The sequence below is a fragment of the Flavobacterium sp. HSC-61S13 genome (assembly GCF_024171535.1).
Lineage (GTDB): Bacteria > Bacteroidota > Bacteroidia > Flavobacteriales > Flavobacteriaceae > Flavobacterium.
The window spans coordinates 162,896-184,062 of record NZ_JALJZV010000001.1 but is presented as its reverse complement, the minus strand read 5'-3'; the positions used below and the strand labels follow the sequence as shown (position 1 = coordinate 184,062).

Sequence of the window (21,167 nt, the reverse complement as noted above, 5' to 3'; positions counted from 1 at the left end):
AATTCAAGATATGAAAAAATTAAGAGCAAACATTGACAGCTATTTTGACAAGCTGGATGAACGCTGGCGGACATTCCCTCTACGGAAACAGCACCAATACACCTTGTATTTCTTTGTGGGATATCTACTGCTTACTGCAGCTGTCATTTTCAAAGTATGGTACGACACGGCTAAGTCTGGTAACGATATGGTCATCGAACATATCGAAAACCCTGTCCTTAAAAAAATGAAAGTCCTACAAGATTACAGGACACATTATCAACAATTCTAAAAAATACGATTTATGAAAGAAAATGAGAACAAAAAATTGGTTGTTCGGGTAACGGAAGGAAACCCGACAGCAACCGCTGATGTCCTGCAAGACGGTACACAGAACAAAATGGACAAACTTAAGAAACCGCTCATCTTTGGTTTAATGAGTGTGGTTTTCCTTGGTTGTATGTACCTAATATTTAAACCATCCACAGACAAAAAGGAAATCGAAAACATTGGGTTAAACGATGCTGTCCCGCAAGCAACGGGTGCAGGAATGCCTGCCGACAAAGGCAAGGCTTACGAATTGGAAATGTTGGAACGCAAAGATCAGGAAAAGCGAAATGCTTTAACTACGCTTTCGGACTACTGGAACACGGACAGCTCAGAGGATAATGAAAACGAAATACCCGAAGAAGACGAAAGTTACGGTTCTGGCGGTGGTAAAAATCCAGGAAAATCTGGCAATCCTGCATTAAGTAGTTACCGTAATATGCAAAGCACATTGGGTTCATTTTATCAGAATGATAATGCCGAAACAATGGAGCTCCGTAAACAGTTGGATGAGATGAAAGAAAAACTGGCTGAAAAAGATGTACCTCCAGTTACAACTGTAGATGACCAGATTGCACTAATGGAGAAATCCTACCAAATGGCAGCAAAGTATTTGCCAACAGGAACAAATTCGACAGAAGCTGTACCTACTAAAAGTACTCCTCCAGCTACAACAACTTCAACACAAAAAGAGCAATTTGTATCCTTTACATCATCAAGAAAGAATACCGTTTCTTCCTTGTACCGTGAACCTACCGATAGTGCTTTTTTAGCCGAATGGAACGAAACCAGAAACCGAGGTTTTTTTACCGCAGGTCTGACGGAACAAGTCGTACAACCCAAAAACAGTATCAAAGCCTGTGTACACGAAACGCAAACCGTGATCGGCGAAACGGGAGTTCGTTTGCGCTTGTTGGAATCTGCCCAAACACCCAATCGCACCATTCCGAAAGGAACTATTGTAACCGCTAATGCAAAATTTCAGGGCGGACGATTACAGCTAAAAATTAGTTCCATAGAATTGGAAGGCAACATCATTCCGGTAGATATAACCATTTACGATTTGGATGGACAGCAAGGTTTGTACGTACCGTATTCATCAGAAATGAATGCCCTTACCGAAATGGCTGGCAATATGAGCCAGACTTCTGGAACAAGCGTAATGCTTACTCAATCAGCAGGACAGCAGGCAGCGGCAGACCTTAGTCGTGGCGTGGTACAGGGAATTTCTGGTTATTTCGCCAAGAAAGTAAGAACACCCAAAGTGACCCTAAAAGCAGGGCATCAAGTATTTCTTGTTACTAAAAAATAATGTTGAACATAAAAAATTAAACAATGAAAAATCATTTAAAAACTTTTTGGACAATCGCCCTGATGATCGGCTTTGCCATATCCTCTTTTGCACAAGACAGTATAAGAACACCGCTTGCTTTAGGCAAAATAGAACCTTACCAAATGGAAGTGACTTACGATAAAACTTCCCATTTAATTTTCCCGACCGGTATTAGATACGTCGATTTGGGAAGCGAATACCTCATCGCAGGAAAAGCAGAAGACGCTGAAAACGTGTTGCGTGTAAAAGCTTCATTAAGGGATTTTGAACCCGAAACCAATTTTTCAGTGATTACCAATGACGGACGCTTTTATAGCTTCAATGTGTATTACAGTTCTTATCCCAATGTGTTGAGTTATGATCTTTTGACGATGCAAAAGGCAGTGGACAAAACCAACGGAAACGATGTGCTTTTTGAAGAATTGGGTAACAATTCCCCTTCTTTAGCAGGCTTGTTATTAGAAACCATCTATAAAAACAACAAACGAATTGTAAAACATATCGGAGCTAAGAGTTTCGGCATTCAGTTTATTCTCAAAGGGATTTACATTCATAATGGGAAATATTATTTTCATACGGAACTCGGGAACCGTACCAATGTACCTTTTCAGATTGATTTTATCAATTTCAAAGTAGTAGACAAAAAGATTGCCAAACGCACCGTGGTACAGGAACGTCCGATGATACCGCTACGTACTTACAAACCATTGGACGGTATTAACGGAAAATCGACCGAACAAAACGTATTTCTATTAGACCAGTTTACCATTACTGATGACAAAATACTACTGATTGAGATTTTTGAAAAAAACGGTGGCAGACATCAAACGCTTCAAATAGAAAATTCGGATTTAATAAAAGCTCGTTTGATTGACGATATGCACCTAAAATTTTAATAACCTTTTTAAAGTAATTATATGAAAAAGTATATCTATACCGTGATGCTCGTTTTGATGAGTATCACTGCAAGCCAGGCACAACGAATGTTGCCTAAACAGAAAGGATTGGAAATTAACACAGGCGTATTATCCAATGATAAAATCGGGAATGATTATTACATCAATATCGGAATGACCGTGAACGGTAAAAACGGCAATTACCAGCTTTGGGCGTTGGAATATACGCACCAATACCACGACTATAAAGAACTTCGCATACCACAAGAAAGTTATACTGCCGAGGGTGGTTATAGTTTCTTTTTGTTGGGCGATGCCCGTAAGAACATTACGCTGAATGCCGGAATAACAGGTGTATTTGGTTATGAAAACATCAACCGTGGCGAAGCGATGTTGTATGACGGAGCAAAGATTTTGAGTGAGGACAACTTCATTTACGGAGCTGGCGGACGATTGACTTTTGAAACATACCTGTCCGACCGATTTGTATTAGTCTTGCAAGGACGTACAAAAGTATTATGGGGTACGGATCTGCAACAGTTCCGACCATCAGCAGGTGTAGGATTAAGATTTAACTTTTAAAACGTAAAAACAATGATAGCAGTATTCAATAAATTCAGGATAGGATTAAGCCAGATATATGTACTCTTGGCAATCCTGATAGCTTCGGTTACGTTAGTATCTTGTAGCAAAGACGATGAACTGGAAATACAAAATGATTTTCCTTTTGAGGTAAAAATGATGCCTGTTCCGAAAGAAATAGCCAATGGGCAGACGGTAGAAATAAGGTTAACCATACAGCGAACGGGGAATTATAACAACACGCAATATTATCTTCGTTACTTTCAGTTTGACGGACAAGGAACACTTCGGTATTACGATGAAACTCCGTACCTCCCGAACGATTTGTATTCATTACCTACGGAACAATTCAGGTTGTATTACACATCAAATTCCACCGTATCACAATCTTTTGAGGTTTGGATTTCGGATAGTTTCGGAAACGAAAAGCAATTAAGCTTTGACTTTAATAGTAGTGATTAAAAATACTTGAATATTAACAAAAACGGCTTATTAGAAAGATAAGCCGTTTTCTATTTAATCCATCACCTTTATCCGTTTATGGGTTCTTCCTGTTGTTGTTCCCCATTCTGCGATAGATTTTAGCAAAGGAATAAGTGTTTTACCAAATTCAGTCAATTCATAATCAACTTTTAGTGGAGGTTTACTTGTATGTACAGTTCGAATTATTAATCCATCTGTTTCTAATTCTTTTAGTTGCAGGCTTAAAGTTCGTTCAGTAATCACTTTACATTCCTTTCGTAATTCACTATACCGTTTTTTTTCGATTAAATGAATGAGAATTACTGCTTTCCATTTACCTCCTATATACTTCATTGTCAGACTTGTGCTGCAAGGAAATTGCTTATCATCTATACTATACATCTGTTACTATCCATTTTGACCGTTATTGCAAAGATAATATACTATACTTAGTTTTGCTACAGTAAAAAGTATAGTATAAATTTAAAATTGATAAATATGAGTTTTTTAGACCTTGCAAAACGCAGATACGCTACCAAAAAGTACGATATAACTAAAAAAATTACGACAGAACAGATTGAAGAGCTAAAAGAAATAATACGATTAAGTCCATCTTCTATCAACAGTCAACCTTGGAAGTTTACTTTTGTCACAAACCAAACTGTAAAAAAAGAATTGGCTGCACAATCCTATATGAACGAGGCCTCGATTAATGATGTCGATCTTTTAATTGTCTTCAGTGTAATGGAAAATATTGAACATTTTGAGGAACGCAATATTTCCATTCTACCAGAAGCATGGAGAACTGGATTTTATGAACCAATGATAAAATCAAATGGAGAAGTAGCAACAAAATCGTGGATGGAACATCAAGTTTATCTTTCATTAGGATACTTTTTGAGTGCTTGTATAAGTATAGGACTTGACGCTACTCCAATGGAGGGTATTAATCGTGAAGCCTATAAAAAGATATTACCAAAAGACGGCTATACACCGCTATTTGCCGTTGCCGTAGGTTATGCTGATATAAATGATTGGACACACCCAACTGTCTCGCCAAAATCCCGTTTTGAACAGGACGAGGTGATACAATCCATTTAAAATAAGAAGAAATATATTGAAACAAAATCGGATAACCCAAAAGGTTATCCGATTTTGTTGTTTGTAATACCGTAAAATATAGCTATCAATAGATGATTCTGTATCACAATGGCTTTCCTTTGGAGGAATAGAATTTACTATTGAATCAACATAAAATCAACCTGTGCACAATTTTGCAGATTATTTTTCAACTTTCAGTGTATGAATGATTTTGTTTAAATTTACTTGAATAATAATTTTAAAAGTATGGATGCAGTTACTTCTCAATTGGTACTAGGCATTATTCCTCTTGTTGTTGGATTTGGGCTTGTTTATTGGATAAATCGCAGGAAATTTTACAGACGTAATGCAATAGGCTCAGAAGGCTTTTCGAGCTTTGAATCATCCGTATTTATACGTTTTATAGAGCGTATGGGCAAGTGGATTGCCTACGCTTTGATTGTTATCGGTATTCTTTTTATTTGGTCGTATTCGCAAATGAAGAAAAATAAGCAAAAACAAAAGCAGGAAGTAATAACGAAAAAAAGCCTTTTATCTCAATAATTGAAAAAGGGGAATTCTATCTTAAGTTTTTATCCTTAGTTATTTGTATCCCGTTTTGTATGTTTTATCAAGTTTGTTTTGAATAATTGTCGCAACGACTAATACTTCTGTCATTTCTGTCAGTTGCGTGTCTTCTAATAGTTTTGGATCATGCGCTTTAGGATTTCTATACATACTAAAAAATCCTTTTATAAAATTAGCAAATCCCTTATGTTCGCTTTCATCGCTTTCAGATTGTAAAAGGTTAAATGCTAGCATTGGTTTTTTTTCACTCCCCAAACCAAAACATTCATCAACTAATAATGCTCCGTCAGAGATATAACCGCTTTTCCGGCGAAGTTTATGAGCAATACTTTTAGTGATTTCAAGGATTGCATGAAAATAATTTTCGTTAAGCCATTCAGATTCGCAATACAGTAAAATATCCTGATGAATTCCTATTCCGTGAACTCGTTCCTTTATTTTCATAGAACGATTCTTGGCTTCAGGTATAGTTTTAGCTTTATCTACAATTTTTGGTTGACCTTCTTTATTTATTTCAATTCCTTCATAAAGTAATTTTTCATTTATAGAAGTTCGGTGCTTTTCAAAACTCGCTTCGCTGTCGTAACGTTTAGGATCTATAACTTTTATTATAAAGCTTAAAACATTATTACCACAATTATCTTGTTTCTGTCTTGATGTTAATGTGTAATAAATTCTATCTGGCTTATTTGTTCCTTCACCAGTATCTATAAGTCCTGAATTGTGAAATTGCTCATTAATTTGCTTATGAGTCAAAATTTCTTCTCCAATTATTATGGAAATACTTCTTAATGTGCTCGGATTAAAACTTTTTGTCATTGATATAAGGTGTGTTTATAATGAGGTATAACATTTGACGGCTTGCGATGTAGCGGATTAAGGAAGTCTAACCTTTCAGTTAATACTGATTTTACGAGAAAAAAACGAACTTCAAATTAAGTCTAAACCTACCATGTTGCCAAGCGGTTGGGTAATGTATTTTTAATTTTCAGTTTTCCATCTTTTAATATGATTTTGAAGTCCAGTTTTATCACCTCCTTTAAAATAGCCTCCAGAGTTTAGCTTATCAATTAGTTTTACTACGTCTTTTACATCATCAGATTGCCAATTTAGTTCAGATAATAAATAACTGTTAATTTCAACTGGATTTAGTTTATATTCATATTTGTTTAATGCTCTTAAATATGTTTTGCATAAATTTTCATCCGATGGATGCGTTATTCCTGTGGACATATTAATAGATCTCGTTAAATCATTTAGAGCATTTTGAACAACTTTATCAGGTTGATTATATTTTTCAGAAGTTCGATTAGTTAAAATATCAACTGCCCCCCAAGTTTTAGCCCATTCTTGAACACTATTTTCATTCCATTGATGTGCAATTATCGCAACAACACTTTCAAATTCATCATATAAATATAATTCTTCGGAGCGTAAACCAAAAGCTATTAAAACGCGTTTTTTATTCCAATCATCATTAATTGTTTTTATCGTTTCCGTTTTTATAATTGGAACTGATGGGTCAATTTTTATTCCGTTAAAAATTTTTTTCGCATCTCTTGTTTCAAAAATTCTCTCTAAATATCCAGTATTATTTTTTGTATGAATTAAAGCAGTAATTTCTTGAATTTCATTATTCTCAAAGCAAATTTGAATAGCTTTTTTTAAAGCTTTTAATTCATTTTCTTTTATTGGACCAATGTTACTTGAATAGAATCTTATTTTCTCCATATTTTCAGTTTTATTATATCTCCCAACTCTCAAATATACACATTGCCTATTTTGTATATTCCTCAGTAGTACTTATCTTTTCAAATTTACAAAATAATTCCTCTCGTAATTACAGTCATACGCCAAATACCGCCATTCAATGCCAATGGCTACAATATTGTACAATCCCTTAGAAACCCTTTGTAAATTCAACTTCCACTGAAAAAATAACAAACTATGGAAGTTATCGCAATACAAAAATCCGCATTGGATGAAATGAAGAATGAGCTAAGGGAACTTTTGGCAATGACCGAAAACGCCACAAGGAAATATACACCGATTTTCAAAGAAGTGAAGTGGCTGGATAACCAGGAAGTGTGTTTGATGATGAACATTACCAAACGGACTTTACAGACTTATAAAGACAAAGGTATGTTGCCTTATTCTAAACTGAATCGCAAAAATTATTATAAACGCTCGGACGTACAGGTTTTGCTCGAAGCTGGTCAGCCGTACAATACCAAACAACAATGGATTTACTGACGAATGAAACAGAAGAGATCATCGCTCATCAGACGATGATAATACAGTTGAAAAACCGTATCGATGAAATATTGAAAAACTACCGCCCTGTAATGAACGGAGAAATTTACTTGTCGGGCGAAGATGTAGGCAAACTGCTCCATATCAGCAAACGGACTTTACAGCAATATAGAGATGATAAAATCCTGCCGTATATACAAATAGGGGGTAAAATAATCTACAGGGAAAGTGATATTCTGACAGTCTTGGAACATAATTACAAATCCAATAATACCCACCATATATAACCAATTTTTATTCAGATTGTGTTTTCGTATCGGAACGACTTTAGTATCTTTGTAGGAACATATAGAAAAATCTTAAAGTGTTTTTACTTTAAGTCCCACATTGAAAACTGGTAATTTTTAAGACTACGGGACAATAAGGAAGAACGCTCATGCCATAGGCGTGGGCGCTCGCTTATTCGTAGTCGGGTATACCAGTGCCTCAATGTCGGTGTAAGTGTAGTTGCCTGCGCCTTATTTTTTTGCAGTGCTCCACAATTTAAAAAAAAGACGGTATGGACACTGAAAAAGAAACCAAGCAAATTAGCATTGCATTTATCAACGATAAAAGCCCGATTGTAGATGCTATTAGCAAAGACCTCTTAACTTATGGATTTGAAATATTATTCAAATTGGAGAGTATTGAAGACGGAATAGCTCAATTATCTGAATTAAAAACACTTCCCCAAGCTTGTATTATTGACCTTGATTTTTACGAAAAAAACATATTGAAACAGCTTCAAGAATTAACAACAAAATATCCAGCCTTAAAATTGATTGCCCATAGTGATATTGATGAAGAAAAAACTATAAAAATTATTTTAGCAATTGGTTTTTCTGGTTATCTGCTCATTGGTAGCGATGCAGACGATTTTAAAAAAGCCATTGAAAGTGTTTCCAATGGCTAATCATTTTAATTCGGATATAATAATACCAATACACTATAAACTCTTCTCATAAACTTTGAAAATTATTTTACTCAAAATCTGGATGTGTTCATTTTCAATTTTGCTAAGTTCATCTGTCAAAGGAAGGTAATGTTCTTTAAACAAACGTAATTTACCTATAGACATCGCATGTAGAAACTCCAATAATGCTTCTCCTTGATATTCGTCACTATGCTTGGCAAAGGTCTTTAAAAGCATCAACATGTCTTCAGAATTCTTCCGACTAAATGAATAGTTTAGTTCATCATTTTTTGCTGCTCGAAGAATTGCTGCTTGAATAATACCATCATTGAAACGATTGAAAATAAATGGATCAAGTAAATTTTTTACAAAATTAGTTTGATAAAGCCCGTCAAATCTATTATTTCTCATATTGTTTAAAACACAAGAAATAGTAAAATAGACATCCGACTGAGATACATTTTTAAAATAATCATTACTATTAAAGAAAGCTGAATTTTTCCGGATTTTCAACTCATTTCCTGAAATATCATGATAAAATATGTTTTGTGAGCCACCTCTGAATTCCTTACTTGAAAAGTTGGTTATTATATTAATTCGTTCGTTTATAAAATTTGATTGTTCATTTAAGCTCTCTTGAATTTCTTTCAAATGATCCAACTCCATTTCCCAAGGTGTTTGGAAATTAGAATTATCACAATTAATAGTTTCTATTTCGACAAAAGAACTATTTTCGGCTCCATACAATCCATATTTAATATTACTTTTAAGCTCTTTGTGCTTATCAGAATCACTAATTCTATTGATTCCAACGAAGTAGATAAGCCGGATATTATTGTAGTTTCTGAAAAACCTACTTAAATAAAGCAAGTTTTTTCCATTTGTGATACAAGAGGCCACGATCAAAATGGAACCAGATTCGCCTTCAAGAATCTTTCTTTCAACTAGTTCCGATTGATTTATCACTTCAATAGAATTCTTAGAAAAGCATATTGTCTTTTCTAAGATATACTTTGCTAATAACTCTGATCCCTTATCGTTTAGATGAATTATATATTTTAACGATGCTGGTACATACTGATTAATAAAAGCATCTATCTTATTTTTATGACTTTCATATTGCTCATTTTCTATATTTTTAATAATATTCTCATAATCAATATACAAGTTATATTTTTTCCTGTTAATAGTATCTTCACTAAAAGAAACTTTTAAGGAAGTACCTGTTTCCTTGTTATATTTGAATACCTCCACAAAATCTTTTAAGGACTTTGATATATATTTACTCGCAACAATATTCCTAGTATTTATAATAGGTTCGTCCAAACTGAAGGAATCACCAACAATCTTAATTGCAGTCGATTGATTTTCACAAAACGAACATTTTTCACCTGCTTTGAATTGTTTGTAAATTTCTAATCCATATCTAAATTTTTCATTTCGTTCTAAATTACAAAGTACTCTTTCAAGTGAAAGATTTGAGGCTTTTTCTATTGGAAGATAGTAAAGAACACAAACATTTTTCGAATCTATTTCTGGATGATTTCCTTTCAAATAATGAACCAATCCACCTGATGTCGATGCAGATATTAAAAAAATAGAATCTTTATAGAATCTTGTATTTTTACTAAATATACCATCGTAAGATTTAAAAGATTCAATATTAATATCTTCTCTATTCTCATATCTTTTGAGATATTGACCTATAGAATACCCAATTACATTTATCGATAATGTATCACAATAAATATTTTTAATTTCTGCGTGTTTAAATAAATGTAAAAGATTTAATCCAATAAAATCAATTTCACTTTTTTGCACTAATACATTTGCTGTCCTTAAAAATTTGGTTGAATGCTTACCTGATGGAAAAACATAATGGTGAGAAATACCATTACTTTCTACTAGTCCTCCATTTGATATAAAAATGTTTGCTAATCCTTGATTAATAATCTCCTTAAAGTTTTCTTTCAAAAAGTTATCCTTCTTTGAAAAGATAAATTCTGATTTATTGTAACCAACATAAAAAATGCTCTCAATAAGTGAATTTTCTTCTGCTTTTGGAATACTTCTAAATATCTTATCAAGGTTATCATTCAAAAGGGAATCTGGTGTAGAAACAGTAGAGCAATGAAGGAAAACAAGGGCGTTCGTTTGATGAAAATCTCGAAAATGTTCCGTTAATTCATTTTTTAAAGCACCAAAATCAAATTCGATATTTGGATTAAATATTATTGTAGCACTCTTATATTTTTTATCTTCAATATTTGAGTTGTAGATGTAGAATTTCCCCATTATCTATTGCTTTTAAATGGATATAGAATACTGATATAAGAACCTCTCGATTTAATGATATTATCCGTTCTGAAATCATCGTTATTCCAATCTTCAAGCTTTAAATCCTTTAGTTTTTCTACGTCAATAGGTTTGTAATTGTCTTTTATTAAATCCCTGTAAACACAATACTTATCAGTTGAAATTTTCACAAAACCTTTTTTATTTAATATGTTTAAAATACGGTCTAATCCTATACCTTTCTTCGATTTAAGGTTAGAAGTGGAAGAAGTTTGATTTTTTACAAGACATTTTTTAATAACCTCTAAATCAGTTAAACCTTCTTTTTGAATAAATTTATCGATAAATCCTACTCCAGAATCAAATACAAGAATTTCTAAATAATAAATTTGATTTTGATCATTTATACAGTTTTCTAAAATAAATGGGTGTTGAAAAAAAGATTGGATAGGTGTTTCCTCAAATTCTTCCAATATTTTTTTACTATTATTTATATGAAATCTAAAATAAACTCCACGTATACTCGCTGGAAGCTCAATTAAATTTTGGTCTGTTTTGCCCCATTCGTAAGTGTTTTTTGTTAACTCATAAACTATTGCAGCAATATCTTCGATAAGGTTCTCAAGCTCAATTTTATTATTTTTATTAAAGGTCAAAACATATTCATTGAAAATTTTCTTGACACTATATTTAATTTGATCCTCGTCATCATTGAAGCCATCAGGATTTTCAAGTAATCTGATTAAACCCTTATTTTTTGAAAGATGATCCGTATTAGTCAAAATATATTTATTGCCCTTTATCCTAGCTAACGAATTCATTTTTATGAAAAATTCATTTTGCTTTTCTCTTAAGCTATCTTTAATATTTACATTATTTTTATCAGTGAAATTTGATGTATTCCACAATAATGAAATTATAGGATAAGCATATTCTTGATCATAAAAATTGATTAGATTTTCATTATCTACATCTAATATTAATGTCTGGATTTTTGATTTACTATTTAACGTTATAATAAACTTCAACAAATCTCCCAATAATCCAAAGGTATATTTGTTTAATGAAACTGGAATTTTAAGATGTATATTGCTCACATCCTGGTTATTTATATATTTTTTATACAAATCCTCCATTTTATTTGGAGTGATATTTTTAGGTATTGTTATTTCAGTCATAGAATTTCCTTATTAACATACGTTTACTAAAATTCTTTGTAAATTTTAAATAGCAAACTTACTAAAATATTAAAAGCTAATCTAACCAAGCGACGTTCTTTTGCTTCTCCTATGTTTGTATAATATAATCTAAGTGAAGAAGGGCGAGAGCAGATTTTGCTTTAAATAGCCTTATGGTATATTCAAGAAAAGAGACTGCCTCCTCTTCTTTAACCTTTTAGAATCTGAACAGAATGTAAGGAATTTGCTCATTATAATGAGTCTTATAGCCAGTATATCCAGTCAGGAGAAAAGATGAAGAAAGGTTATCACTTACCTAAACCAGATAAGATGAAGGTATTATTAAAGCAGACAGTAGGAATTGATGTTGCACAAAATGAATTAGTTGTATCGCTTGGTAGAATGGATGAGCAGATTAGCATAGAAGTCTATGCCTACAAAGTATTTCCCAATACTAAAAAAGGGTTTTCAAGTCTTGTATCATGGGTAAATAAGCAGACGTCAATTACAACTGAAGTACGTTACGTAATGGAAGCTACAGGAGTCTACCATGAATCCTTAGCCTACTATCTTTGCAATATTAAAAAACAAGTAAGTATCGTTTTGCCAAACAAGATCAGTAATTATGCCCGAACACTTGACATAAAAACTATAACTGACAAGAGTGCTTCACAAGCCATTGCGAGATTCGGTTTGGAAAGGAAGTTGGAAGTTTGGCTACCTCCTTTAAAAATATTTAATGATCTGAGACAGCTTTGTCGGGAACGTGAGCAGTTAGTACAGGAGCGAACAATGTTAAAAAATCAACTGCATGCAGAACGTACTTCCGCAACATCAAGTAAAAACTCAGTGCAACGAACTAAAAAAAGAATAGCACTTATTGATTTGCAGGAAAAAGAGATAAGAGAAGAAATTGCTATACTTATCAAAGAAGATCAAACTCTAGTGGAAAAGATGAAAATGGTATCTTCTATTCCCGGAATTGGAAATCTAACTGCTGTAACGATTATAGCCGAAACAAATGGATTCGAGTTAATAAAGAATAAAAGACAGTTGGTTAGTTATGCAGGCTTAGATGTAAGAGAAAAGATATCTGGAACCTCAGTGAAATCCAAACCTCGAATCTCCAAGCGGGGTAATAGGAATTTAAGAAAGGTAATGCACTTTCCAGCATTAGCTGCAATTAGGACTGATGAAAGGTTCAGAGATATTTTCTTAAGATTGGTTTCAAAACATGGTATCAAAATGAAGGCTATAGTTGCCATCCAAAGAAAACTGCTAGAATTGACTTTTATCTTATGGAAAAACAATTCTTATTATAAGTCAGAACACCTGTATCAAATCATTCCGTTTCAGGAAGTAACGGAATAAACAAGGGGAAGCTTAATTCTTTACCGATAATTTATTTTAGAGGCTAGCTTTAGCTTATAACCTCCGAACCATTTTTGCGTTTATTCAAATCTAGTATTTAACCTCAGTATAAAAGTAAAAGGCTTAAATTCATAAAAAAACATCGAAAACTATAGAAAAAAATCTGATAGCTTTCGATGTAGACTTAATTATACCAATGTTACTTATTAGTCATTACTTTGTAGGTAGGATCTTCTATAATATTCACATCTATAACTGTTTCAGCATTTTTCAGTAACTGTCTGCAATCTTGGCTTAAATGACGTAAATGTAATTTTTTACCTTCCTTGTGATACTTCTCTGTAATTTTATTCAAGGCTTCAATTGCGGACATATCTACAACTTTGCTTTCCTTGAAATCTATTATCACCTCATCGGGATCGTTTACAACATCAAATTTTTCTGTAAATGCCATAGCTGAGCCAAAGAACAGCGGGCCAAAAATTTCGTAATGCTTTACACCATCTTCATCTACATACTTTCTTGCACGTATTCGTTTGGCACTTTCCCAGGCAAATACAAGAGCTGAAATAACTACACCTATCAAAACGGCTAAAGCTAAGTTGTGTAATAGTACAGTTATAACTGCTACCAGCATACCAATAAAAATGTCGTGTCGAGGCATTTTATTAATAATTCGAAAGCTGACCCACTCAAATGTGCCTATAGCTACCATCATCATTACCCCGACTAATGCCGCCATTGGAATTTGCTCGATTACAGGACCTGCAACCAGAATGATCAATAAGATTGCTATAGCGGCAACTATTGCAGAAAGTCTGGCTCTTCCTCCAGCTCCGATATTCACTAAAGTCTGAGCAACCATTGCACATCCACCCATTCCTCCGAAGAAACCGTTGGTGATATTGGCTATGCCCTGTGCGGCAGCCTCACGGTTAGATTGTCCTTTTGTGCTGGTTATTTCATCAACCATATTAAGCGTTAACAGACTTTCAATCAATCCAACTCCTGCCATTACCAAGGCATAAGGGAAAATAATTTTCAATGTTTCCAGACTAAAAGGAATAGCAGGGATATGAAATGAAGGTAAAGAACCTCCTACAGAGGCGATATCAATTACTTTTTTAGTATCAATGCCGAAAAAATATACAATACCAAAGACAACTATTATTGCTACTAAAGATGCTGGAACCGCCTTTGTAAATTTTGGCAATATAAATACGATAGCTATAGTTAATAATGTCAATCCAGCCATTAGATAAAGCGCCGGTCCCTGCATCCAACCTTCTATCCCGTTTTCAACAACTTTAAATTGAGCTACCTGTGCCATAAAAATGATTACTGCAAGACCGTTTAAGAAACCATACATTACCGGTTGTGGAATCAAGCGGACAAATTTACCCAGCTTAAAAATTCCTACTGAAAATTGCAGTAGACCTGCTAATATAACCGCAGCAAAAAGATATTCCACACCATGTGATGCAGCCAGTGCAATAAGTACGACTACCGTTGCTCCAGCACCTCCGGAAGCCATTCCGGGTCTGCCTCCCAAGATTGCAGTAACAATGCCCATTAAAAACGCTGCATAAAGCCCTGTCAAAGGCGAAAGCCCTGCCAGAATAGCAAAGGATAAAGACTCAGGTATCATGGTCATAGCCACTGCAAGACCCGCAAGAATTTCATTTTTGTAATTAATTTTCTGTTTGAAATCAAACAAATTGATAATTTTCTGCATAAAGATTTATGTTTAAAGTTGTAAAATGTAAATAGAAAAGTAGGTACACGCAAGTAAAACCTTCGGGTACGACAGAGAAACCAATAAATTAAAATTGGGAAATATAACAGTTAGCCTAAGATCAAGGCGGAGTAACTTGGGATGATATTTGTACTGTTCTTTTCATTGAGTGGTGCAAAAGTACAATTTATAGTTATTGTACACAATTTAACACGAAATAAAACTAAAAAAATTTGTTTTACAACACAGAATCTTTTCTTTGGTCGCAGATCTGGAAAGAAAAGAAGTCGATCTAAAACAATAAATGGGATACTGAATATCCCACGAAAATCGCACCTAACCTGTTTGATAAAATGTAAGAAGGGAGTTGTGAAGCGGTGCATTTTAGCAAAGGGGTTGCACCTTTTAATCGCAAAAATGCGTTTCTGACCGAAGCGAGGAATTGCATTTTTGCCGTCCGATTTTTAGCTCAGGCGACTTTTATCGGGTGGGTACTAAAATCTTTTAGGTTGTGAAAAAATCCCCTGTACGGAGTCATTCCATTGCGAAACAAGCTCCATAACAGTGAGCATCCCATTTGTGTCAAAGAGGAATTGATGTATAAATCTTGTTTGTCCAATGCTTCAGCTAAACTGCAACTTGGAGTATCGTCTTCTTGCTCGGATTGTTTTAATAAATCACCAAATTCGTCGGTAACAAATGGCAAGCTTGCCACGGTTTCGTATTTCTCCGAATTGGGTTGTTTTATCGCTCCGATAGTAGATAGTAGTACTTGTCCTGTGTGTTGGCTGTTTCCAAAGTCTAACCAATATTTGGGTTCGTCCCGATGATGTCTGCGATTGCTTAATTCTTTTAGTATTTCGGCAACGCCAAACCTCGCTTTTACGTTATCCACACAAGTAATGTAAATGGTTGCTTGTGCATATTCGGGCAATCTTCCTAAACCGTCTTTCTCAAATTTAATGGTTTCCGCTTTCCAATTTGTACCCGAAAAACGGTTTGCTCGGTTTATGAGTGCAACGGATTTGTACAATCTTATTTCACTTTCTGCAAAACGCTGTCTGCCTAAATTAGCTTCTGTGATAATATCATCATCCCAAAGACGGATTTGTAAACCTGCATGTTCCAATTCTATTAGACTGTGATTCATTTCCATTAAGGCGGTCAATACTTTTGAGCCTGTGCCACCTGCACCGATGAGGTTTACAGTAATGGGGTTTGTTGGATTTATCAGATAGTTATCTGTAAAATGTATTTTTGTTTTTTCGGTATTCATCACAATAGATTTTTAAGTGTTTTGTTATTCTTTTTCAATACCTCTTTAGGAAAGGGTTTGCCTGTTTGGATTAGGTCTTTCCAAAGGGTTACACAATTGCCTTTTATCGGGCTGTTACTTCCCAATAAGTGACTGAAATAGCTGTTGAAAAAATAGTCTTCCCAAGCCTTTATAAAATCTTCGACCGAAGCGGAGTTTTTAATGTTGATATTAACTGAACCCATACACACTTTGCCATCTTCATAGATATTTAAAAATGGGGCGAAATATAAAGGTGTTTTCTCTGTCGGTCTTCTATCACTTGCCAATGCAAATACCGAAAGACTGTTTTTATTAGCAAACCAAATCATTGGCGGTACATACGCCAATCCGTTGGGGATGTCCAAACCACTCACAAAATAAAGTTGTCGCCTTTGTGCTTTGGTGTACCAAAGAACCGCACCTTTATCGGTATTCGGATTGATATGCAGAATGTTAGTCGGCAAAATCCCATTGGATTTTAAAAAGGCATTATCCTTGTCCTTTTCGGTCTGTAATGCTCTTGCCAATACCTTTGCTTCCTTTACTGTTAAAGGATGCGCATTAATGGGAGTACCGTTTTTATCCATATCAAAATGCTCCACATACACATCTGTAGTCGCTCCTTTGGTTTCATAGAACACTAAAGCGGATTTCGGGTGGTATAATGTTCCGAAACTTGCGGTTATGTCGTTTGTATTATTCATTTTCTTGTCGTTTCATAGTTGTACAATAGGTTACATATATCGTTCAAAAGGGCAAACAATCTGTTCTCAAAATCGAGGTTCGTATTATTTACATCTTTTCCGTCAAAGCGTTTGCGAATGGTCGGTTCTTGCATTACTCCGTATTCGTTAAACTCATTATTGATGCTGTCGGCAATGCTCTCGTATAACCATCCTTTTGTATGTGCTATAAAAGAAATGTACTTTTCCATACCAATGATTTCGTTTTCTTCTTCCTCACTTTCGGGGTCTTCATTTATTGGTGCATTTTGGAAAATACTTGCGTGTGGATATTCTGTATATAAAGCAAAGGCATTACAAGCCATCTGCCAACAATCGTGGTCAAATGTATCACGGCTTTTGAAAGCATTTAAACGCTGTTCAAATACCTGTAAATTGACACGGTTAAAAAGTTTTTTTTCTATGCTGTCGCCAATCAATTCCACTTTTATAAACTCCCGTTTATACACTTCGGTTTCTTCCGTTTCATCGTCCTGTTCAACCCAATCCTTGTGCATTTCGTACATCCAAAACAAATAGCTTTCTTCCTGTCTGAAATAGGGAATATCCGCAATGTGGTACAGATAAGAGCAAACCGAAATAAGCAATTGCGCATTCCTTTTCCGTTTGGGGTCGTGTAACATTTGATAAAGTGGTTCAATCGGAATATAATAAAGCGTTGTACCTGTATTGTACTTTTCCTCGCTGATAAAATAGGTTTTCTTACTATCCTGTACCAAACGTATTTCTTCCCAATTCAGAACACGTTGCTTTAGCTTTTTTTCTATATCCCATATAGCCAATGCCATATTGTAGGGATATTCGAATTGATTGGTCTGCATTAGTTCTATTTTGTAATGCTCGGCAAGTTGAGAAAGGGACTTGTAAAAATCGTTCTCCATTTTTGCCGTTTTCTTACAAGCCTGTACCGTTTTGGTTTCTTTCAGTTTAGGCAGGAAAGAATTTTTTAGAAAACCATTGGCAACATTTTCGTTGGTACTGATTTCCGTTTGTCTTTTCGAATTTCGTTTGCGTCCTTTGGTTTTTGCATCCAATTGGCGAACTCGTTCAACTGTTGGAACAACTGCTTTTGTTGTTTTTGTTCGGGCGGTCTGATTGTCCCCGATATGATATGTTTGTGCATAATTCATCGCTTTAAAAATTTGGTTTAACCTTTTGTACCCATTACGCTCTCAAATTTGTACTCTACTGCATCGTCTTTAATTTGCGGTACAGATATTTTGGCGGTGGTCAATATGGGGTATGTATTGGCGTAAAAATTCAATACGGCTTCCACTCTCCAACGTGGTTCGGGGTCGGTCAATCGGATTTCTTGTCCTTTATCTTTGAGTATAAATACTCGCTCTAACTGCGTTGCTAATAACATAATTTCTAATTTTTCAGATTAATATTCTTGTTCTTCTTCCGCTTCAACTATCGGATAATCGGACAAAGTTTCCTCTTGTAATGGTTCGGTTTTTTCTTCCTCTGCTCCAAAAAGGCTTGGTGTGGCAAACTTGTCGGACAATGCTGTTTTGCGTTTGCGTATCTCGTCCGTCTTTTCGGGAAACTCGGTTATCTCGGGAACTTTCATCCACGCTTCACGGAATTTACCATCTTTCTCCAATTCGTCCGCCTTTGCCATTGCGTCTTTGAATTTCTTGTCTTTGGCTTCCTGCTCTTTCTTCTGTTTGTCGATTTTTTCTTTCTCCATTGCCGACTGCTTTTTAGCCTGCTCCAATTGCTTCATAAAAGCTTCCATATTGACCATTAAACCCGAAGCGGTCTGAATGGGTGCGGTTATCTGTTGAAAAAATCCCTCGTCCAATTCTTCGGCTGTTCCTCTTAAATTAAGTGGGGGTATTAGTTGTTTTGCGTTATCTCCGCATTGCTCATTCTGTATCATTAAGGAAACAATAAGATTGTTTTCTACTCCTTTTGCTATGGTAAGTTGAAGATTACCTGTAAAATTCAACTGCGTTATCTGATTGAAAAAATTTGCGTTCATCGTTCTAAAATTTTAATGGTTGTTTACTCGTGCTTTTATTGCTGTTAGCTTTTCGTACATATCCGTCCAATAAGCGTTCTGCCTTTTATCAAAATCGGTGTAGTTTTTATCCTCGTGCCTATATTTGGTGTACCGCTTGGTTATACGGATTGCTTCCTTTAGGTCGGTAACTTCAATTTGGTAACCGTTTAAATCTGTTACTTTCATCCTATATTCAATTTAAGGCTACCACCGATTAAGGCGGTAGCCTGTGGTTATTTAGTTAAGGTTTAGGATTTCCGCACCGTCCATTGCAAAGGCAGTACACAATTCAAATGCTTTCTGTGATTTGAGTTGGGCAGTACCACCCAATACAATACTCTGCAACTTGGCTTCATTATCCTTGTAATTTCTTACATTCTGATAGTAGCCTGTAACAGCATTGTATGCGCCAAACAAAGTACCTTTTGTGGTGTCCATTTGCTGTGTATCACTTATCATCGCATAGGCAAAAGCATCTTCAACTGTGTTTTTAAACACGGTTGAAATTTCATCTTCCGCACCTTTTTTAAGTAAATCCAATGTTTCTTTATTCGGGCAAAGTGCCAATTGAATTAACTTTTTGACCTCTTGGTCTGTTACCTTTACCTTTGCCCACTCATTGAAAATCTCCTCTAATTGATTGCTCAATGTGTCGGCAAGTCCCATAATCTTGTGAGCATTCTCTATACGCTGTTTTGCTCCCGAAGTATGTTTGATACGAACTACATTGGTCATACTCCGCAATGAAGCGTTAAGGGTGTTTTGGCACACGATACGGATAGGTGTAAATGCGGCTGTGATACTTCCGCTACCATCGTGCGAAGTGGTCAAAAAAATGTACTTTTCTGTTACATCATCGCCCTTACCTACACGGATATAGTCGGGTAATTTGGCTGTGATAAATATACGTTCTCCGTTGCCTAATGCTCCTGCGGTTTCGTACAGAATACCATCTCCACCACCTACAATAGCATCAAAGAAATTGAAGGCTTCACGGTTTTGTACAATGTGGTAATCCTTACCGACTACCCCCAATACTGCATTGTTATCGGTGCGTATGTTGGCGAAATAGTTAGGTACTTCCAATTCACTACTGCCTATCTCTATGCCGTTAGCTGTTTCGATAATGCCCGAACCTTTGGTAAATAGTGGGGATTTTACGACTTCGTAGTCTAAACCTGCGTGTCTGATAGCTTCTTCGCTTGTTGGGTATTGCTCCACGATTTGCCCCAAACCGTGCCACGCTTTTTGTTGTACGCTAAAGAATGAATAACGTCCTGTTCTCTCGTTGAAATTGATATTATGTGCCATAATGCTTAAAATTTATAGTTTGAAAAATGATTAAATATTCGTTGTTAAAATGGGAGGTCGTCCGCTGTTTCCTGTGCTGTAACCTTGTTATTTTCAGTTTGTGCAGTAGCCTGTACGGTTTCAGTTTTTCTGCTACCTCCGTGCAGTTTGATTTGTGAGGTATGGAAATTCAGTCCTGCTCTTAATTCTCCGTCATTGCCTGCCCACGCTCTTGTGCTTACTCTTCCCGATAGTTCTACCAAAGTGCCTTTTGTGAGTAGCTTGGCTACCTTTGGACTTATCCAATAAGAGCAGTCGAAATAGGTTGTTTGCTCGATGCGTTCGCCTTGCTTGTTACGGTAGCTGTCGTTTATTGCTACCGAAAAGTTTACTACTTGTTTGTCCTGTGACGTTGTGCGTACTTCCGCATCCCTTGTCAGTCTTCCTGTGATGTTCATGATTTCTACTTTTTTGCGTTCTTAAATTTGTTCTGATTTTGATTTTTTAAAATTTATTCGGTAATGAGAGGTGGTGCTGAAGTTTCGTTTCTCTTTTTTACGATTTCCAATGTTTATATTTTTCATTTCTGACATTTTTTTTATTCGTCTAAAGAGCCGGAGTATGCTTTGTTTCGTTTCACGAGCATAAAAGGTTCGGGTTTAGCAGCAACAAGGTTTTGACAAAAAAATACGACCCGAATGGGTGGAGATTATTTTGCAAACCCGGAGGGCATGACCTTTTTGCTGTGTTAAGAACACGGAAATACCTTTGCTCTTGAAATGGGACAAATCAGCATAC

General features: G+C 35.3%; 23 protein-coding genes and 2 pseudogenes. 11 read left to right on the top strand and 14 right to left on the bottom strand.

The window, feature by feature from the left end:
• Positions 1-10 precede the first annotated feature (10 nt).
• The 5 genes and pseudogenes from L1275_RS00795 (at position 11) to L1275_RS00775 (ending at position 3,579) form a co-directional block, all read left to right on the top strand.
• Positions 11-297: pseudogene (locus tag L1275_RS00795) on the top strand (nitrogen regulatory IIA protein).
• The gene (gene traM, locus L1275_RS00790) at positions 284-1,618 is read left to right on the top strand and encodes a conjugative transposon protein TraM (RefSeq protein WP_253468735.1); all 1,335 of its coding nucleotides are present in this window, start codon (positions 284-286) and stop codon (positions 1,616-1,618) included. The pseudogene L1275_RS00795 and the gene traM overlap by 14 nt, the downstream one beginning before the upstream one ends.
• 23 nt (positions 1,619-1,641) lie before the next feature.
• Positions 1,642-2,535 carry a conjugative transposon protein TraN gene (gene traN, locus L1275_RS00785; protein WP_253468734.1) on the top strand — a complete coding sequence of 298 codons (894 nt, stop codon included), beginning with the start codon at positions 1,642-1,644 and terminating at the stop codon, positions 2,533-2,535.
• Between the two features lie 21 nt (positions 2,536-2,556).
• The gene (locus tag L1275_RS00780; protein ID WP_253468732.1) at positions 2,557-3,117 is read left to right on the top strand and encodes a conjugal transfer protein TraO; all 561 of its coding nucleotides are present in this window, start codon (positions 2,557-2,559) and stop codon (positions 3,115-3,117) included.
• Positions 3,118-3,129: 12 nt separating this feature from the next.
• On the top strand, positions 3,130-3,579 hold the full coding sequence (locus L1275_RS00775) for a DUF3872 domain-containing protein (protein ID WP_253468730.1): 450 nt from the start codon (positions 3,130-3,132) through the stop codon (positions 3,577-3,579).
• A 54-nt stretch (positions 3,580-3,633) separates the two neighbouring features.
• On the opposite strand, the gene L1275_RS00770 is transcribed toward L1275_RS00775, so the two are convergent.
• Complete coding sequence (locus L1275_RS00770) at positions 3,634-3,981, bottom strand: helix-turn-helix domain-containing protein (protein WP_253468728.1); 348 nt, start codon at positions 3,979-3,981, stop codon at positions 3,634-3,636.
• Positions 3,982-4,077: 96 nt separating this feature from the next.
• Between L1275_RS00770 and L1275_RS00765 the strand changes: the two genes are divergently transcribed.
• Positions 4,078-4,680, top strand: a complete 603-nt coding sequence (locus L1275_RS00765) for an NAD(P)H-dependent oxidoreductase (protein WP_253468726.1) — start codon at positions 4,078-4,080, stop codon at positions 4,678-4,680.
• A gap of 246 nt (positions 4,681-4,926) precedes the next feature.
• The gene (locus L1275_RS00760) at positions 4,927-5,223 is read left to right on the top strand and encodes a molybdenum ABC transporter permease (protein WP_253468724.1); all 297 of its coding nucleotides are present in this window, start codon (positions 4,927-4,929) and stop codon (positions 5,221-5,223) included.
• Positions 5,224-5,262: 39 nt separating this feature from the next.
• Here the strand turns inward: L1275_RS00760 and L1275_RS00755 are convergent, their stop codons facing one another.
• Both L1275_RS00755 and L1275_RS00750 read right to left on the bottom strand, forming a co-directional pair.
• A complete protein-coding gene (locus tag L1275_RS00755; RefSeq protein WP_253468722.1) occupies positions 5,263-6,066 on the bottom strand; it encodes a TIGR02391 family protein in 804 nt (267 codons plus the stop codon).
• Positions 6,067-6,228: 162 nt separating this feature from the next.
• Positions 6,229-6,978, bottom strand: a complete 750-nt coding sequence (locus L1275_RS00750) for a hypothetical protein (RefSeq protein ID WP_253468720.1) — start codon at positions 6,976-6,978, stop codon at positions 6,229-6,231.
• A gap of 216 nt (positions 6,979-7,194) precedes the next feature.
• Between L1275_RS00750 and L1275_RS00745 the strand changes: the two are divergent.
• From L1275_RS00745 to L1275_RS00735, 3 genes and pseudogenes are all read left to right on the top strand, one after another.
• Positions 7,195-7,507: pseudogene (locus L1275_RS00745) on the top strand (helix-turn-helix domain-containing protein).
• Positions 7,488-7,787 carry a helix-turn-helix domain-containing protein gene (locus L1275_RS00740; protein ID WP_253468716.1) on the top strand — a complete coding sequence of 100 codons (300 nt, stop codon included), beginning with the start codon at positions 7,488-7,490 and terminating at the stop codon, positions 7,785-7,787. The pseudogene L1275_RS00745 and the gene L1275_RS00740 overlap by 20 nt, the downstream one beginning before the upstream one ends.
• 272 nt (positions 7,788-8,059) lie before the next feature.
• Positions 8,060-8,452, top strand: a complete 393-nt coding sequence (locus tag L1275_RS00735; protein ID WP_253468714.1) for a DNA-binding response regulator — start codon at positions 8,060-8,062, stop codon at positions 8,450-8,452.
• Positions 8,453-8,485: 33 nt separating this feature from the next.
• Here the strand turns inward: L1275_RS00735 and L1275_RS00730 are convergent, their stop codons facing one another.
• Both L1275_RS00730 and L1275_RS00725 read right to left on the bottom strand, forming a co-directional pair.
• Positions 8,486-10,747 carry a hypothetical protein gene (locus L1275_RS00730; protein ID WP_253468713.1) on the bottom strand — a complete coding sequence of 754 codons (2,262 nt, stop codon included), beginning with the start codon at positions 10,745-10,747 and terminating at the stop codon, positions 8,486-8,488.
• Positions 10,747-11,925 (bottom strand): hypothetical protein, encoded by a 1,179-nt coding sequence (locus tag L1275_RS00725; protein ID WP_253468711.1) that lies wholly within the window; start codon positions 11,923-11,925, stop codon positions 10,747-10,749. The genes L1275_RS00730 and L1275_RS00725 overlap by 1 nt, the downstream gene beginning before the upstream one ends.
• A gap of 294 nt (positions 11,926-12,219) precedes the next feature.
• Between L1275_RS00725 and L1275_RS00720 the strand changes: the two genes are divergently transcribed.
• Positions 12,220-13,296 (top strand): IS110 family transposase, encoded by a 1,077-nt coding sequence (locus L1275_RS00720; RefSeq protein ID WP_253468709.1) that lies wholly within the window; start codon positions 12,220-12,222, stop codon positions 13,294-13,296.
• Positions 13,297-13,495: 199 nt separating this feature from the next.
• Here the strand turns inward: L1275_RS00720 and L1275_RS00715 are convergent, their stop codons facing one another.
• The 9 genes from L1275_RS00715 to L1275_RS00675 form a co-directional block, all read right to left on the bottom strand.
• On the bottom strand, positions 13,496-15,031 hold the full coding sequence (locus tag L1275_RS00715) for a SulP family inorganic anion transporter (protein ID WP_253468707.1): 1,536 nt from the start codon (positions 15,029-15,031) through the stop codon (positions 13,496-13,498).
• A gap of 469 nt (positions 15,032-15,500) precedes the next feature.
• Positions 15,501-16,307 carry a PRTRC system ThiF family protein gene (locus tag L1275_RS00710; protein WP_253468705.1) on the bottom strand — a complete coding sequence of 269 codons (807 nt, stop codon included), beginning with the start codon at positions 16,305-16,307 and terminating at the stop codon, positions 15,501-15,503.
• Positions 16,307-17,032, bottom strand: coding sequence for a PRTRC system protein B (locus L1275_RS00705; RefSeq protein WP_253468703.1), 726 nt, complete (start codon positions 17,030-17,032; stop codon positions 16,307-16,309). The genes L1275_RS00710 and L1275_RS00705 overlap by 1 nt, the downstream gene beginning before the upstream one ends.
• Positions 17,029-18,201 carry a hypothetical protein gene (locus tag L1275_RS00700; protein ID WP_253468701.1) on the bottom strand — a complete coding sequence of 391 codons (1,173 nt, stop codon included), beginning with the start codon at positions 18,199-18,201 and terminating at the stop codon, positions 17,029-17,031. The genes L1275_RS00705 and L1275_RS00700 overlap by 4 nt, the downstream gene beginning before the upstream one ends.
• Positions 18,202-18,218: 17 nt before the next feature.
• A complete protein-coding gene (locus L1275_RS00695) occupies positions 18,219-18,437 on the bottom strand; it encodes a PRTRC system protein C (RefSeq protein WP_253468699.1) in 219 nt (72 codons plus the stop codon).
• Positions 18,438-18,455: 18 nt separating this feature from the next.
• Positions 18,456-19,058, bottom strand: a complete 603-nt coding sequence (locus L1275_RS00690; RefSeq protein WP_253468697.1) for a PRTRC system protein E — start codon at positions 19,056-19,058, stop codon at positions 18,456-18,458.
• A 12-nt stretch (positions 19,059-19,070) separates the two neighbouring features.
• Positions 19,071-19,265: a hypothetical protein gene (locus tag L1275_RS00685; protein ID WP_253468695.1), complete on the bottom strand. Its 195-nt coding sequence runs from the start codon at positions 19,263-19,265 to the stop codon at positions 19,071-19,073.
• Positions 19,266-19,316: 51 nt separating this feature from the next.
• Positions 19,317-20,390 carry a DUF932 domain-containing protein gene (locus L1275_RS00680; protein WP_253468693.1) on the bottom strand — a complete coding sequence of 358 codons (1,074 nt, stop codon included), beginning with the start codon at positions 20,388-20,390 and terminating at the stop codon, positions 19,317-19,319.
• A gap of 44 nt (positions 20,391-20,434) precedes the next feature.
• The gene (locus L1275_RS00675; RefSeq protein ID WP_253468692.1) at positions 20,435-20,827 is read right to left on the bottom strand and encodes a single-stranded DNA-binding protein; all 393 of its coding nucleotides are present in this window, start codon (positions 20,825-20,827) and stop codon (positions 20,435-20,437) included.
• Positions 20,828-21,167: the final 340 nt, after the last annotated feature.

Excerpts from the sequence above, each read along its gene's own strand:
- L1275_RS00690 (WP_253468697.1), bottom strand. The coding sequence starts at position 19,058 with ATGAACGCAAATTTTTTCAATCAGATAACGCAGTTGAATTTTACAGGT.
- L1275_RS00735 (WP_253468714.1), top strand. The coding sequence starts at position 8,060 with ATGGACACTGAAAAAGAAACCAAGCAAATTAGCATTGCATTTATCAAC.
- L1275_RS00675 (WP_253468692.1), bottom strand. The coding sequence starts at position 20,827 with ATGAACATCACAGGAAGACTGACAAGGGATGCGGAAGTACGCACAACG.
- L1275_RS00725 (WP_253468711.1), bottom strand. The coding sequence starts at position 11,925 with ATGACTGAAATAACAATACCTAAAAATATCACTCCAAATAAAATGGAG.
- L1275_RS00780 (WP_253468732.1), top strand. The coding sequence starts at position 2,557 with ATGAAAAAGTATATCTATACCGTGATGCTCGTTTTGATGAGTATCACT.
- L1275_RS00760 (WP_253468724.1), top strand. The coding sequence starts at position 4,927 with ATGGATGCAGTTACTTCTCAATTGGTACTAGGCATTATTCCTCTTGTT.
- L1275_RS00770 (WP_253468728.1), bottom strand. The coding sequence starts at position 3,981 with ATGTATAGTATAGATGATAAGCAATTTCCTTGCAGCACAAGTCTGACA.
- L1275_RS00700 (WP_253468701.1), bottom strand. The coding sequence starts at position 18,201 with ATGAATTATGCACAAACATATCATATCGGGGACAATCAGACCGCCCGA.
- L1275_RS00740 (WP_253468716.1), top strand. The coding sequence starts at position 7,488 with ATGGATTTACTGACGAATGAAACAGAAGAGATCATCGCTCATCAGACG.
- L1275_RS00695 (WP_253468699.1), bottom strand. The coding sequence starts at position 18,437 with ATGTTATTAGCAACGCAGTTAGAGCGAGTATTTATACTCAAAGATAAA.
- L1275_RS00720 (WP_253468709.1), top strand. The coding sequence starts at position 12,220 with ATGAAGAAAGGTTATCACTTACCTAAACCAGATAAGATGAAGGTATTA.
- L1275_RS00715 (WP_253468707.1), bottom strand. The coding sequence starts at position 15,031 with ATGCAGAAAATTATCAATTTGTTTGATTTCAAACAGAAAATTAATTAC.
- L1275_RS00710 (WP_253468705.1), bottom strand. The coding sequence starts at position 16,307 with ATGAATACCGAAAAAACAAAAATACATTTTACAGATAACTATCTGATA.
- L1275_RS00765 (WP_253468726.1), top strand. The coding sequence starts at position 4,078 with ATGAGTTTTTTAGACCTTGCAAAACGCAGATACGCTACCAAAAAGTAC.
- L1275_RS00680 (WP_253468693.1), bottom strand. The coding sequence starts at position 20,390 with ATGGCACATAATATCAATTTCAACGAGAGAACAGGACGTTATTCATTC.
- L1275_RS00685 (WP_253468695.1), bottom strand. The coding sequence starts at position 19,265 with ATGAAAGTAACAGATTTAAACGGTTACCAAATTGAAGTTACCGACCTA.
- L1275_RS00730 (WP_253468713.1), bottom strand. The coding sequence starts at position 10,747 with ATGGGGAAATTCTACATCTACAACTCAAATATTGAAGATAAAAAATAT.
- traN (WP_253468734.1), top strand. The coding sequence starts at position 1,642 with ATGAAAAATCATTTAAAAACTTTTTGGACAATCGCCCTGATGATCGGC.
- L1275_RS00755 (WP_253468722.1), bottom strand. The coding sequence starts at position 6,066 with ATGACAAAAAGTTTTAATCCGAGCACATTAAGAAGTATTTCCATAATA.
- L1275_RS00750 (WP_253468720.1), bottom strand. The coding sequence starts at position 6,978 with ATGGAGAAAATAAGATTCTATTCAAGTAACATTGGTCCAATAAAAGAA.
- L1275_RS00705 (WP_253468703.1), bottom strand. The coding sequence starts at position 17,032 with ATGAATAATACAAACGACATAACCGCAAGTTTCGGAACATTATACCAC.
- traM (WP_253468735.1), top strand. The coding sequence starts at position 284 with ATGAAAGAAAATGAGAACAAAAAATTGGTTGTTCGGGTAACGGAAGGA.
- L1275_RS00775 (WP_253468730.1), top strand. The coding sequence starts at position 3,130 with ATGATAGCAGTATTCAATAAATTCAGGATAGGATTAAGCCAGATATAT.